The 13962-nt window shown below is 43.4% G+C and carries 12 protein-coding genes; 6 read left to right on the forward strand and 6 right to left on the reverse strand.

Translation table 11 applies throughout. From position 1 onward, the window contains the following. Position 1: 1 nt before the first annotated feature. The 6 genes from leuC (at position 2) to coaD (ending at position 5127) form a co-directional block, all read left to right on the forward strand. Complete coding sequence (gene leuC, locus WHS38_05115; GenBank protein MEJ5300352.1) at positions 2 to 1264, forward strand: 3-isopropylmalate dehydratase large subunit; 1263 nt, start codon at positions 2 to 4, stop codon at positions 1262 to 1264. A gap of 48 nt (positions 1265 to 1312) precedes the next feature. Then, positions 1313 to 1813: a 3-isopropylmalate dehydratase small subunit gene (leuD, locus tag WHS38_05120; protein ID MEJ5300353.1), complete on the forward strand. Its 501-nt coding sequence runs from the start codon at positions 1313 to 1315 to the stop codon at positions 1811 to 1813. Positions 1814 to 1837: 24 nt separating this feature from the next. Then, positions 1838 to 2914: a 3-isopropylmalate dehydrogenase gene (locus WHS38_05125; protein MEJ5300354.1), complete on the forward strand. Its 1077-nt coding sequence runs from the start codon at positions 1838 to 1840 to the stop codon at positions 2912 to 2914. Positions 2915 to 3018: 104 nt separating this feature from the next. Next, positions 3019 to 4041, forward strand: a complete 1023-nt coding sequence (locus WHS38_05130) for an aspartate-semialdehyde dehydrogenase (GenBank protein MEJ5300355.1) — start codon at positions 3019 to 3021, stop codon at positions 4039 to 4041. 10 nt (positions 4042 to 4051) lie between these two features. Beyond that, complete coding sequence (gene rsmD / locus WHS38_05135) at positions 4052 to 4618, forward strand: 16S rRNA (guanine(966)-N(2))-methyltransferase RsmD (GenBank protein ID MEJ5300356.1); 567 nt, start codon at positions 4052 to 4054, stop codon at positions 4616 to 4618. Then, the gene (gene coaD / locus WHS38_05140) at positions 4615 to 5127 is read left to right on the forward strand and encodes a pantetheine-phosphate adenylyltransferase (protein ID MEJ5300357.1); all 513 of its coding nucleotides are present in this window, start codon (positions 4615 to 4617) and stop codon (positions 5125 to 5127) included. Before rsmD ends, coaD begins: the two co-directional genes overlap by 4 nt. 695 nt (positions 5128 to 5822) lie before the next feature. Here coaD and WHS38_05145 read toward each other — a convergent pair. The 6 genes from WHS38_05145 to WHS38_05170 all read right to left on the reverse strand — a co-directional run bounded on the left by WHS38_05145 (position 5823) and on the right by WHS38_05170 (position 13669). Further along, positions 5823 to 7352, reverse strand: coding sequence for an ATP-binding cassette domain-containing protein (locus WHS38_05145; GenBank protein MEJ5300358.1), 1530 nt, complete (start codon positions 7350 to 7352; stop codon positions 5823 to 5825). Positions 7353 to 7365: 13 nt separating this feature from the next. After that, a complete protein-coding gene (locus WHS38_05150; GenBank protein MEJ5300359.1) occupies positions 7366 to 8232 on the reverse strand; it encodes an ABC transporter permease in 867 nt (288 codons plus the stop codon). Positions 8233 to 8237: 5 nt separating this feature from the next. Further along, on the reverse strand, positions 8238 to 9155 hold the full coding sequence (locus WHS38_05155; GenBank protein ID MEJ5300360.1) for an ABC transporter permease: 918 nt from the start codon (positions 9153 to 9155) through the stop codon (positions 8238 to 8240). Positions 9156 to 9158: 3 nt separating this feature from the next. After that, positions 9159 to 10001, reverse strand: coding sequence for a class I SAM-dependent methyltransferase (locus WHS38_05160; protein ID MEJ5300361.1), 843 nt, complete (start codon positions 9999 to 10001; stop codon positions 9159 to 9161). After that, on the reverse strand, positions 10001 to 11449 hold the full coding sequence (locus tag WHS38_05165; protein ID MEJ5300362.1) for an ABC transporter substrate-binding protein: 1449 nt from the start codon (positions 11447 to 11449) through the stop codon (positions 10001 to 10003). The genes WHS38_05160 and WHS38_05165 overlap by 1 nt, the downstream gene beginning before the upstream one ends. Positions 11450 to 11521: 72 nt before the next feature. Continuing rightward, a complete protein-coding gene (locus WHS38_05170) occupies positions 11522 to 13669 on the reverse strand; it encodes a TonB-dependent receptor (GenBank protein MEJ5300363.1) in 2148 nt (715 codons plus the stop codon). Positions 13670 to 13962: the final 293 nt, after the last annotated feature.

The raw sequence follows: 13962 nt of genomic DNA on the forward strand, positions 1-13962 counted from the left end.
TATGCCAGGAAAAACTCTAGCTGAAAAGATTCTTTCTTCTCATACAAAGTCCGACAATGTTAAACCGGGACAGATTGTCGAAGTGTCGGTAGATTTTTGTTTCGGAAACGACATTACAGCTCCACTTGCTATAAAGACTTTAAAAGAAGCCGGTTTTAACAAAGTCTTTGATCCCTACCGCATTGCTCTCATACCCGATCACTTCACGCCCAATAAGGACATCGCAACAGCTATGCAAGTGAAGGTCATGAGAGATTTTGCAAAAGAGCAGGGGATTCCTTACTTTTTCGAATTGGGACGGGTAGGTATCGAACACGCCCTTCTTCCCGAAGAGGGGTTGGTGCTTCCTGGAGAAATTGTTGTAGGGGCAGACAGCCACACCTGCACTTACGGTGCTCTTGGTGCCTTTGCAACAGGCGTAGGAAGCACCGATCTTGCTGCCATAATGGCTACTGGAAAAACATGGTTCAAAGTTCCAGCATCTATCAAGATTGTGTTCAAAGGCAAACTTGGTCCGTGGGTTGGCGGGAAAGATCTTATTCTTTATACCATAGGCAAAATTGGCGTAGAAGGTGCTCGATATAAGGCTCTGGAGTTTTGCGGACAGGTTATAGAAAATCTTCCAATGGCTGATCGTTTTTCTCTGTGCAATATGGCGGTTGAAGCGGGAGCAAAGGTTGGATTGATTGCTCCCGACCGTATCACAGAAGAATACATTAAGGGAATTGCAAAGCGTCCATATAAATTCTATGCGAGTGACCCCGATGCGGAATACGAGGAAGTTTACGAATGGGATGTGTCGTCGCTTGAACCACTAGTGGCATTTCCTCATCTTCCAGAAAATGTTCATCCTGTGAGTGAGGCACGTGACATCGCAATTGATCAGGTTGTTATAGGCTCTTGCACCAACGGTAGAATTGAAGATCTTAGAATTGCTGCAAAAATTCTAAAAGGTAGAAAGGTGCATCCAAGAGTCAGATGTCTCATTTTCCCAGCGACCCCCAGGATATACCAGCAAGCTCTGGAAGAAGGATTGATCAAAATATTCGTTGATGCAGAAGCCGTCGTGAGCCCCCCAACTTGTGGTCCCTGTCTTGGAGGACACATGGGAATCCTGGCGAAAGGGGAACGGGCTATTGCCACAACTAACAGAAACTTTGTAGGACGTATGGGGCACCCAGAAAGTGAAGTATTCTTAAGCAACGCCGCCGTGGCTGCAGCTTCGGCTGTTACCGGCTACATCACCCACCCCGAGGTGTTATGAACCTAGTAGAAAAACTTTAATTTCTTGCTGCCTAAAATGGAGGAAATTATGCGCTTTCGTGGGCGAGCTTGGTTGTTCGGCGACAACATCGATACTGATGCTATAATCCCTGCGCGGTATTTAAACACGAGCGATCCTCAGGAACTGGCTAAGCATTGTATGGAAGACGCTGATGCTAACTTTGTCAATAAGATAAGCCCTGGAGATATCATTGTAGCTGGGAAGAACTTCGGTTGTGGATCGTCTCGAGAACACGCTCCTATAGCTATCAAAGCGGCTGGTATAAGTTGCGTGATAGCAGAAAGTTTTGCCAGAATCTTTTACAGAAACGCCTTTAACATGGGACTTCCCATTGTTGAGTGTCCCGGTATTAACGGAAAAATCAAAGAAGGCGATGAAATAATCGTTGATCTTTCAAAGGGCACTATTGAGAATGTCTCTACAGGGGAAACTTTTTCTGCGGAGCCACTTCCATCCTTTATGCAGGAACTTCTTAAATCCGGAGGACTTATCAATTACGTAAAAAACCAGGTTAAAGAATCCAGATAAAAATAACAGAAAGGGGCAATACCTATGGCGAAACATTATCGCATTGCAACTATTCCGGGCGATGGCACAGGACCAGAAGTAGTCCGAGAAGCTGTTAAAGTGCTGAATGAAGTGGCGTTGAAAGAGGACTTTACCATTGAATGGATTCCATATGATCTGGGAGGAGACCGATACATAAGAACAGGTGAGATACTACCGGATAGCGTGGTCGATGAACTTCGCCAAACAGACGCAATCCTCCTTGGAGCAATTGGACATCCGGATGTTAAACCGGGCATTCTGGAACGGGGACTTCTTCTGGAATTACGCTTTAGACTTGATCAGTATATAAATCTTAGACCTGTAGTGCTTTATCCAGGCGTTGAAACCCCACTAAAAGATAAGTCCCCCGAAGAGATAGACTTTGTTGTTATTCGAGAAAACACGGAAGGGTTATATTCTGGAGCGGGCGGCGTGCTCCGCAAAGACACTCCCTATGAGGTTGCGGTTCAGGAATCTATTAACACAAGAATGGGCGTAGAACGTTGCATCCGTTACGCCTTTGAATACACTCGAAAGCGTAACAAGAAAAAGAAACTCACCCTGTGTGGCAAAACCAATGTGCTTATTTATGCCTTTGGGCTTTGGGAACGGGTATTCTACGAAGTGGCCAAGGAATATCCGGACATTCAAACCGACTATGCTCATGTGGATGCTACCTGTATGTGGATGGTAAAAAATCCTGAATGGTTTGATGTTATAGTCACCGACAACATGTTCGGCGATATTATAACGGACCTTGGAGCCATCATTCAGGGAGGAATGGGTATAGCCGCTGGAGGAAATATCAATCCACAAGGAGTCTCAATGTTTGAGCCTATCGGCGGGTCAGCACCCAAATATACAGGCAAAAATGTCATAAATCCTCTTGCAGCGATCTGCGCAGGACAGATGCTTCTGGAACATATCGGTGAAGAAAGAGCTGCTAAAACTGTGCTTGAAGCGGTAAAGAAGGTGGTGGCTAGAGATGTTAAAAGCCTTGCCGCAGGGAAAATGGGGATGACAACATCGGAAGTTGGGGATAAAGTTTGCCAGTATGTTAGAGACTATAAGGAAGATTAGAACTGAAAGCGGCTTGGGGGAGACGGTAAAGTAGAATATTTCAGCAATGGTTTGACTTAACCAAAGGCGACATGAAGAAAAAAAAGAAGAAAAGGGAAGAGGAAATGAGTTCTCAAGGTTATAATGTTGCAGTGGTTGGAGCTACCGGGGCTGTAGGAACAATGATGATTAAAGTTCTGGAGGAGCGTAATTTCCCGGTAAAGTCTATTAAATTCCTCGCATCCGCAAGATCTGCAGGTAAAAAGCTTGCGTTCAAAGGCACAGAAGTAAATGTTGATGAACTGAAGGAGTCATCTTTTAAGGGTGTGGACATTGCTCTCTTTTCGGCTGGAGCTTCAGTAAGCCGCACCTTTGGTCCGATAGCCGTATCTTCTGGCTGTGTTGTGGTGGATAATTCTAGTGCCTTCCGTATGGATCCGGAAACACCTCTTGTTGTTCCCGAAGTAAATCCACATGCTTTGAAAAACCACAAAGGACTTATTTCCAACCCCAATTGCTCCACTATTCAAATGGTAGTCGCTTTGAAGCCCATAAGAGATGCAGCGGGCATCAAACGCATTGTTGTTACAACTTTTCAGGCTGTTTCCGGCACTGGACAGAAAGCGATATTCGAACTGGAGAAACAGGTTCATGCCTGGGCTAAAGGGGAATCTGTGCTACCAAGGTCGGTTTATCCCCATCAGATCGCTTTTAATTGCCTTCCACACATTGGAGCCTTCCTAGATAATGCATACACCGAAGAAGAAATGAAAATGGTCAACGAAACTCGAAAGATCTTTGAAGATCAATCCATTGCAGTATCGGCAACAACAGTGCGAGTCCCGGTTTTTTACGGTCATTCAGAATCGGTTAATGTTGAACTCAAATCACCACTTTCTCCAGAAGAAGCAAGGGAACTCCTTTCTAAAGCTGAAGGTGTGGCGGTGATAGATGATCCCAAAAACAATCTCTATCCTATGCCAATTCACGCTGCAGGACAGGATAAAACTCTTGTGGGACGGATTCGAAAGGACCTTTCGGTAGAACACGGTCTCGCAATGTGGATCGTTGCTGATAATATCAGAAAGGGAGCAGCAACAAACGCCGTTCAGATTGCAGAACTTTTGATTCAAGGCGGTATGATTTGATTGACGATAAATGCGAATTACTGGTGGAACTTTGAAGGGAAGGAGATTGTTGGTTCCGAAGGTTCCGAATATTCGTCCGACAACTGACCGGGTTCGAGAATCGATTTTCAACGTTCTAAGGTCACGGGTTGAGGGAAGGCGAGTGCTAGACCTTTTTGCAGGCACCGGTGCACTAGGGATTGAAGCCCTAAGTCGTGGAGCTTCAGAAGCAGTTTTTGTGGAAAAGGATAAAAAGGTATCAGAAATTTTGAGAAAAAACCTGACATCCTGCAATCTTGAAAACAGGTCCCTGGTTTTTACAATACCCGCTGAAAAGGCCATTTCCTTATTTATAAAACGTTCCGAGAAGTTCCACCTCATATTCTTGGACCCTCCTTATTATTCATCTTTTGCTTCCTCGACTTTGGCTTCTATCCCTCCCCTGCTGAGCGATGAAGGTGTAGTAATTGTGGAACATGACGTTAAAGAGACGCCCATAATTGATGAGCTTACCTGGGATATTGTAGATAGACGCCTGTTTGGAAGAACTGTGGTCTGTTTTCTCGAATTAAACAGTGACGGAGGTTTTTCTTCATGAACCATTGTACTCTTGCTGTATATCCTGGATCTTTCGATCCCATTACGAACGGCCATCTCGACCTGCTCGCGAGAGGGCTGAAACTCTTTGATAAAATTATTATAGCTGTAGCAGTAAATCCCGCTAAAACTCCCCTTTTTACCCTTGAAGAAAGGCTTGAATTGATCAAAGCCTCGCTAGAGGACTTTCCTCTCAAAAACCGGGTTGAAGTTGACGCTTTTGAAGGGCTTCTTGTCGATTATGTGAAAAAGATCGGAGCCAAAGCTATCTTGAGGGGACTTAGGGCAGTAAGTGATTTTGAATATGAATTTCAAATGGCTCTAATGAACAGACGCCTTAACTCGGAAGTAGAAACATTCTTTTTGATGACGGGCATGAGATGGATCTACATTAGTTCGCGAATTATCAAAGAAGTGGCTATGGCTGGTGGATGTGTTAAAGGTCTGGTGCCTGAACCCGTGGAAAAAAAGCTCATAGAAAGGCTCAGCACAAAGCCAAGAAATTGCTAAAGCTTTGCTGTGTTAAGCAAAAAGTTCCAAAAATTTTTAGATGCTTCGACCAAAGAGAAAGTTTCTATATGAACAGGGTTGAGAAAGATTCTTCTTTAGTTCCCTTCGCTTGGCTGTCTTTTCTCTTTTCTATTGTCCAGACTTTAATTAGTAAGAGCTTAAGTAAGGGGATGTCTCTAACTACTTCCCTCTCACTTTGTCGATCCATGCCTAAAAAGGATAAAAGTTAATCGTGAGAAGAAATACTAAAAGGAGAAAATGAGGTAACTGGCTTATGGTAAGGCAATTTACTCTTGAGTATTGGATTGACGACGGTTGGTATGTTGGAAGATTAAAAGAGGTGCCTGGAATATTTAGTTAAGGAGAAACGCTACAGGAATTGGAGGAAAACATAAAAGAAGCATACTATCTTATGATGGAAGATGAGGATTTTTCGCCGCCCAGTGAAGTTTTTAGGAAGGAATTGGAAATTCAAGTGTGAAAAGAGAGGACTTCATCAGGGAACTTGAAAAGCTGGTTGTTTACTGAAAAGGCATGCTTCGAAGCATGATATATACGTAAATCCTAAAAATGGCAAAAAAGCGCCTGTTCCTAGACACCTAGAAATTAAAAATACTCTTTGTCATCTAATCAAAAAGCAGCTAGGGCTAAAATAATAAGAGTTTGTTGAAAAGTAAAAGACACCCCAAAATTATTCATCGGTTCAAAAGATTCGAGAATCTTTTAGACGCTTCAACTAAAGCGACAGTTTCTGAATGAGCAGGGTTAATAAAGACTTTTTGTGGTTCTCCTTGCTCTACAATCATTCCTTTATCCAATACCCAGACTTGATTTGTAAGAGTTTCAACAACGGTGAGATCGTGAGAAGCAACAAGAAGAGTTATCCCTTTTTCTGAACAGAATTTTTTCAACACATGTGTGAGCTTACGTCTATCAGGAGGATATAGACCGCTGAAAGGTTCGTCGAGGAGTAGGAGCCTGGGCCTTTTTATGAGGCTTCTAGCAAGAGCTACCCTCTGACACTGTCCTCCACTTAGTTCCCATGGGTATTTATAGAGGGAATCTTCAACAAGACCTACGGTTTCTATTATTTCGAGCAATTTATCTTTGGCGTCTTTGATATTACCAAGAGGCTCGACTATAATATCCTTGCTCATCAGGTAAGGATTCAAAGACACGTATGGATCCTGCCATAATAATTGAACTTCGCCCTGGAAACGATAAGGGAAGGGGTTGAATTCTTTTCCCTCCCACATGAGAACTCCTTTGTTAAAAGGTTCGATGCCGGCTATACATTTGAGAAGGGTTGTCTTTCCAACCCCACTTCGTCCTATAAACCCTCCGTTTTTTCCTTCTTCTAAGCTAAAGGAGATTCCATCGAGAACTTTGGAAGTTTTGGCATAGCTCTTTTCAAGAGAATTGATTTCCAGAAGTTTGCGTTGCTCTTTTTGGGTTCTGGTTACTACTGGGTAAACATCATCGCCATATTTTTTTATTATCAATTCGATAACGCTTTTGCGGATATCCATAACACCCCGATGAAAAAGAGCCACTCTTACGCGGTCAACTCCAACAAGGCTTTCCAGAGCGGCAAGGCTTTCTAAATCGTGAGTAATAAAAATCATGGCAGTATTGCTGGACTTAATGAGATGGCCCAAAATAGAAAGCACTTCCCACTTGGTTACAGGGTCGAGGCCTTCCGTCGGTTCATCAGCTATAAGAAGAAGTGGGCGAATTGCCATAGCCATTGCCAGTAGAATCCTTCTTTGCATACCACCGCTAAAACAGAAAGGAGCCTTTGATTTGCAAGACTTTGGAATACCGACCCTTTCAAGAAGGGCTTCTGTATCTATGTTGCGGCTTATTTCCATAAGTTGATTTACCACAGAGCGATACGGATGAAAAGCTCCAGCAGGACTCTGAGGCAGTAAAAAAATGCCTTGCCCTCTAAGGTTACCGAGTCTGCTAGAGGATCTGGCAAGATCCATTTTTTCGCCATTGAAATACATAACACCCCGGCGAACGATCACACCTTTCCCCAGAAGACCGGTAAGACTATAGGCTAGAAGGGTCTTGCCCGAACCGCTTTCTCCAAGAATGCCGAGCACCTGTCCCGATTCAAGTTCAAATGAAACACCACAGGCAATCTGACGATTTGAAGTCATCCCTCCAGGGAGTCTCCAAGTTAACCATATATCAAGGTCTTCGACGGCTAGAAGTTTCATAGAAAAAACTCTGTCACAGAAAAGAATAACCCCGATCATTGGTAAAGTTTCGTATATTGACAGCGCACCATTGAAAAATTGCTACAACAATCGTAAAACCTACGGCGGGCCCAATAATCATCCATGGAGCCCCTAAAATTAAAGGCATTGAATCCCTGACCATGGCTCCCCATTCAGGCATAGGAGGCTGCATCCCTAACCCCAAAAACCCAACCCCACCAAAAAGCACAATTGAACGGGCTGATCTTATAAAAAAAGCTGATCCTAACGGTGGTAAAATCTGAGGAAGGACAGAGAACCGAAACAGGCGAAGGCTACCAACACCAGCAACTCTGGAAGCAATAACATGCTCCTGAGCATAAGCCACAAGGAGAAGGTTCCGAACAAACCTTCCCCACCAGGGCCATACGGCGAGAGCCAGACTGATGATCAACCCGGATATAGAATCTCCAAAAATCAAAGTTAGCATAAAGACAAGAAGCAAATCGGGAAAGGCAAGCCAGCTATCCATAATCAACGTTACGGTTTCTCTAATGATGGAATGTCTTATCATCGATATCAAAGCCATAATCGTTCCAAGGGAAGCCGCAAGAACAGTAGCAAAAAGTCCGGAAATTATGGTAATTTTGCCACCAATTACTGTTCTGGATAGTAAACAACGCCCGAGGGCATCTGTGCCAAGGGGAAACTCCCTGCTAGGAGATAACAAGCGATGGCTCAAGTCTATTCTATAGGGATCCTGGATGATACCGGTTAGAGGAAGTCCAAAAATGAGAAAAGCCAGTAACAATAGCAGGATAAAAGGGATTTTAGATTTCAAGTTTGCTAAAACACCTGAAAATGTGCGGGTTGTTTCTAAAATTTCCGGCTCGTATTTCATTGAGTCTAAATCCGGCCTCGATCAATACTTGGGGCTAAATAGTAAAGAACTGCATCGGTTGCGGAAATGAAAAAAGCAAAAATCCATCCGCTCCAGAGAACTAAAGCTTCAACCAGAGGGTAGTCTCTCGAGAAAACGGCTTCTACAAAGAGTCTTCCTATGCCTGGCAGTCCAAATATTGTTTCCACCACAACGGCACCGCCCAAAAGTCTTCCCAGACTCATAGACCACACAGCCAACAGAGAAGGTAAAATGGACGGAACAACGTGTCTTAAGAAAATTGTTTGCTCAGACAAGCCTTTTGCATAGGCAAAACGTATATAGTCTGAATTTAGAACCTGAATAATAAGAGCATAAGTAACGTGAAAGTAGAAGGCAGCTATAGGAAGCCCAAGAACCAAATAAGGAAGAAATGGAACTATCTTTCCCAAGCTTTTTAGAGCTATGGAAGTCCCAAAAAAGAGTAGGAGCCCGAGGATGTAATCTGGTATTACCAGTCCCAAAAGGCTTACCGAAGATACAATGCGGCGGAGGAAACCAAACCTTACGCTTCCCCATGCTCCAAGGACAGAACATGGAATAACCCATAACAAGGTTCCCAAAGCCAAATAGATCGTAGATGGTAAGCGAGATCCTATTTCCTTAATCACCGGCTCACCGGTTTTATAAGAGTTGCCAAAGTCTAGCAGAAGAACACCTTTAATCCAATTGAAGAATCTGTTAACCGGTGGGGTTTCAAGCTCAAACATTCTTCGAACTTCCAGAATTTTTTTCTCCGAAACAGCATCCGAAAAGCCTTTTAGCACAAGCTCGGCAGGATCGCCGGGTAGCAGAGCAGCGGTCAAGGCGCATGCTAAAGTGACCACAAAAACCACCGCCATAACTCTCAAAAACCTTAGTACTATAAAACCGATGATGTTCAACTCCTACTTCTCCCACCACAAAACTGCTAGGTTACAAGATAAGACAAAACTTGTGCTTGATATATTAACCCGTTTGAAGGCTTCCATCACAGCATTTTCATCAAAGCCAAAAACAGCAAAATAGGCTTTATAGAAGCTAAGCATTTCCTCGAACGCCATGTTGATTTTACTCTCCCAATGCCACTTTCTTATTTCGGGAAATCTTCCCCTGGTAATAAGATATCCAAAGCACCACAATAGGAGAGACAATCCTGGAGATAATGGTGGCTGTCCCACGATATGTTCAAAAAGTTTCTGTTGAATAGAAATGTTACTTTTAGAATACTGAAGCAGAAACACGCACCGTTTTCGAGCTAAATGCTCAAGTTTTAAGATGCCTTCCGGAGATACAGCCTGAGGAAAAAAAGCGGCGATCACGACGTCAAAGGGTTCTTCTGGGGAAAAATTCAGAAAATCCTCATTAACTACATAAATGTTGTTAATTCCGCGTTTTATGACCATATTGCTAAGATGTTGAACCATCTTGGATGAATAATCCAATGCTGTTACAGATGAGGAAAACCGGGCGAGCCCAAGGGAGAGCCATCCAGAACCGCATCCAACATCGAGCACTCGATCTTCTTCTCCTATGATACCTTCTCGATACAGAAGACCCGCTATTTCCATGCCAAGCCTTTCCGAATCGCCCCATAAATCGGCGAACATCGGACCAACAGTATCGTAGAACTGTTTCCATCTTTCAGGATTTGACCACTGAGTCTTAAGAACAACAGTGTTTTCTACAATCTCGTGCCATAAATTTTCCCAGAATTCCTCTCTTCTTATCAAATCATTAAATTTCTTCATTACCGACTATCAGAACCTCCAAAAACTGGTCTAAAAAGCGCATCCATGTTAACATGGCCTACGCTGGTGCGATAAGCGTATAGGGCAACGTCTTGAAAAAGCGGCAACAATGGAACTTCTTCCAGCATGATTTCCTCAAGGCGACGATATAATTCGGCTCTAACACTCTCATCCAGGGCTTCTTTAGCTGACTGAATAAGTTTCTCTGTTTCACCATGACGCCATTTTGTTTGATTCAGGAAAAACGAATAAAAACAGTCCGGATCACCTGTCATCATAGTAAAAGGCTGGATCGCAATATGGAATTGCCCATTTCTCATCATGGAAGAATATAGACCCTTTTCTCTAACAACTATTTTAGTTTTTATGTTTTTGTTTCCCAGGATTCTTTCAATTATCTGTGCAATCTCAAGGTAAGGCCATCTTGATACAGTATTACTGTGTAGAAGAATCACCACTGTATCAGAGCTGATATTTAAATATTCGTCAGGAAAAGGGAAGGGGGCAAATTTGAGAAGGGGAAAATTCCAGCTTTTGTTCAACCTGGTGTAGGGGTCTAGAGCGATGACGGCAACACCATTTAATAGGCTATCTATGATAGCTTGACGGTCAATAGTTCCAGCAAGCCATTTTCGAAAATCTCTGTTATTAAAAGGAGATCGACCAGTGTTGAAAATAAGATAGTGGGTTGTGGCTACCTCGCGAGACTTTACTACCATACCTGGATAATTGCGTAGAACTCGTTCTTGATCTGGCAATATGCCACCAACATCAATAATTGCATCGATATTACCTGAGACCAGGGCAATCAATCGAGCGTAGGGATCCTGAAGGACACGAAAGGTAATGCGCTCATAAGGAGGGCCCATGCCCCAGTAGTCGTCATTTCTTACAAGAGTTATCCGCTCATCGGGAATGATGGTTTCTGGTTTATAAGGTCCTGTAGCAATGAATCTCTTGATCCTTCCCCTTTCATCCCAGCTAGAAGGATGAAATATGGGACTTCCGTAATAAGCCACAAGACTAGGGAAAAAGACACAGGGGCGAGATAGCCTGAAAACCACATGCCTTTCATCAAGTGCTTCAATGGTTTCCAATATTTCATACCTACCGAGAGGATCGAACTTGGGATTTAGTTTAAGTCTTCTAATAGATGCTACTACATCCTGGGCTCTAAGGGGATCACCATTATGAAATCTTACATTTTCTCTGATTGTGAAAGTCCATGTCCGCTTGTCAGGGCTACTGGTCCATGATGCGGCAAGCCATGGAACAGGCTGGAGTTGATCGTCAAGATCGACGAGAGCTTCCCAGGATCTGGTAGAACCATGAAGAAAGGTTGGGCTTTCCTGACCATCGTAGAAACTTCTTCCTATACCAATGGTCAAGGTGTTTCCCATGGAAACAGCGGGTATCAGGATCAATACAGTAATCATCCACTTCTTCATGGTTAATATAAGCCACTAGCTTTGCCCATCCCTACGTAGGGATGGGCTTTGCTTAATTAAGGATGCTAAACATTAAAATAACCACTTAACGCTAACCAAACCTTCAACATAACGCCCTGGATTTACATACACGATCTCGGTTTCGTAGTCCTCGTCAAAAATGTTTACGGCTGAAATGGATGTGGTAAGCACCCAGTTGGAGGCTATCTTCCAGTCGCGCCAAATTTTTAGATCAACTGTCTGATAAGATTTCATGTGGAAAAATGGAAGTTCCGTATTTTCATCATCATAGTAGCGGTCGTCCGAAAAGCGAACTAGAAGGTTAGCGTTAACAAAGTCAGGATCCAGGTAAGCAATCCCAACACTACCCCAATAATCGGGAGCATTACGAAGTTCATGTCCTTTGTTTTTTGGATCCTTTACTATTTCGGAATGGTTCAATGTAAGAGACGCCGTGAGCCACAATTTCCCGAAAAGCTTTTGTTTTCCATAGAGTTCCAGCCCGTAAATTTCAGCTTCACCAAGATTTTGACTTCTAATGATGGTTCCCCCCTGAACATAGGGGTTTTCATCGTAGCGATAGGAAACTATATCGCGGATTCTGCCGTAATACCCTGTAGCGCTAAACATGGTATTAGTTTCGGCAAAGGTAAAATCTGCGCCAAAATCCACCATCCAGGTCTTTTCGGGTTTGAGATTAGGATTTGGCTCTCGCCAGGTTTTGCCGGTAGTGATGCGTTGAAAATACCATAGAGGTGTCCCAGGCCAATAGGCAGTGCCGGCCGACGATCTGATAGAAAGCACATCATTGACGTTATATTTTATGCCTCCACGGTATGTCCAGGTATCCTTGGAAACACTATCCGGTTCCTGAGGATTCGATTCGGTTACAAAGATGTCGTGAAATTTCCATCTATCGTAACGTATGCCGCCAATCAGGGAAAGCTTATTGTCTAAAAGAAAGATCTGATCTTGAATGTAAAAGGCGGTTTGATCGGTAGAGACTTCATAAGTCGAACTCTTTTTATCTTTATAAAAATCATCACGCCGGTATTCATCCTCACGAATTCCAAAGAGTCCCACGGTAAAGATATTGTTTTTCAATATAGAAAGGTCAACCTGAGCTTCTGCGGGGTAACGCTTTACTTCCCACGTTCTCCTGGATGAAATAGTTGGATCAAAGAGTAGATTACCTTTGGAGTCAAGCGAAAGTCCTACATTGTATTGTTGAGGATGATCATAGTATTGGTATGCCGCTGTGAGCTTGAACTTAGCAAAAGAATTTATGGGCGTTTCTATATGGGCTGTCGTAATGGCTTGATCCCCGTAATCATCAAGAATCAGATTGGGCTGTCCACCATAGAGATAACGGTTTACAAAGTTGAAGCTCAACCATGCTTTTGTTCCAGAGTTGTTGTCCCATCCCACCTTCCCGCTGAAAAAAGAATGTTTGTATTCGTTATCTTCCATAGAAGCATCAACGAGATACTGTTTTTTTCCCAGCTTCCACAGTTGAACCATACCATCAAGGGGTTTCATTTTATAGCCATCCGAGTAATCTCCAGAGTAGGAAAGATAGTAATTCCAATTACCGACCTGGTCTCCTACATGAACATGGGGACGATAGGTATCATTGCTTCCGTAAGTCATTTCCGCCACAGCTCCCATATCCTTTTTGCCACTTCGAGTAACAAAATTAACGGCTCCACCGGAAGCGTTGGCACCGTAGAGAGCCGAAGATGGACCAAGGACGACATCAACTCGTTCAATGTCGTGAGGATTAAGAGTCGTTGCAAGAAAAGACCAAACTGGGAGTCCGTCCACCAGATACACCGTTCGACCTATGAAATAGCCTGTGCCTCTGAGGTGGATCCAGGGAGGTCCCCAGGGGTAATACTGAGCTACATGCACACCGGGAAGATCCCTAATAAGTTCTCCTACATTATTCATATAAAAGCTGGGTTGTTCATCAATAGTTTTTCTCTCAACAGACCAAGTCGTAAAAGGAACAGTTCTAGGATCGACTTCGGTTTTAGTAGCTGTAACGGTGATTGTTTCTAAGGTGGGGGCCCTTTCCGAATCTTCGCTCTTCTTTTCCTGGCTTTCTTCCGACGTTTTTAAGTCTGTTTCAGCAAAAATACTACCTGCCTGAAATCCCAAAAGACTCCATAATCCAACAACCAAGATAGCCAAAATTTTTAGAAGTTTCCTGTCTTTCATGTTTACCCTCCATTTATCGAGATAGAATTTCAAAAACAAAAAGGGCTCAAACCTCTTCGAGAGGTTATGAGCCCTTCGCTGGCTTTTTACCTGGCTTTTTACTTGTTGAGTAACTGCTAGAAATTAACGCTTCATGCGGGTTGCTTCAACGACTCTTTTTTACATAAGATATAGAAAAGATCAAGAACATTTGGACAGGAGCTGTTTCAAAAGAGGACATGAACCTGTTGGAAAAAGATCTCGGCGATAACCCGTGGTTGCCCTACCGTAGTAGGGGCATGGCATGCCATGCC

The sequence above is a fragment of the Thermodesulforhabdaceae bacterium genome, assembly GCA_037482015.1.
GTDB lineage: Bacteria > Desulfobacterota > Syntrophobacteria > Syntrophobacterales > Thermodesulforhabdaceae > JAOACS01.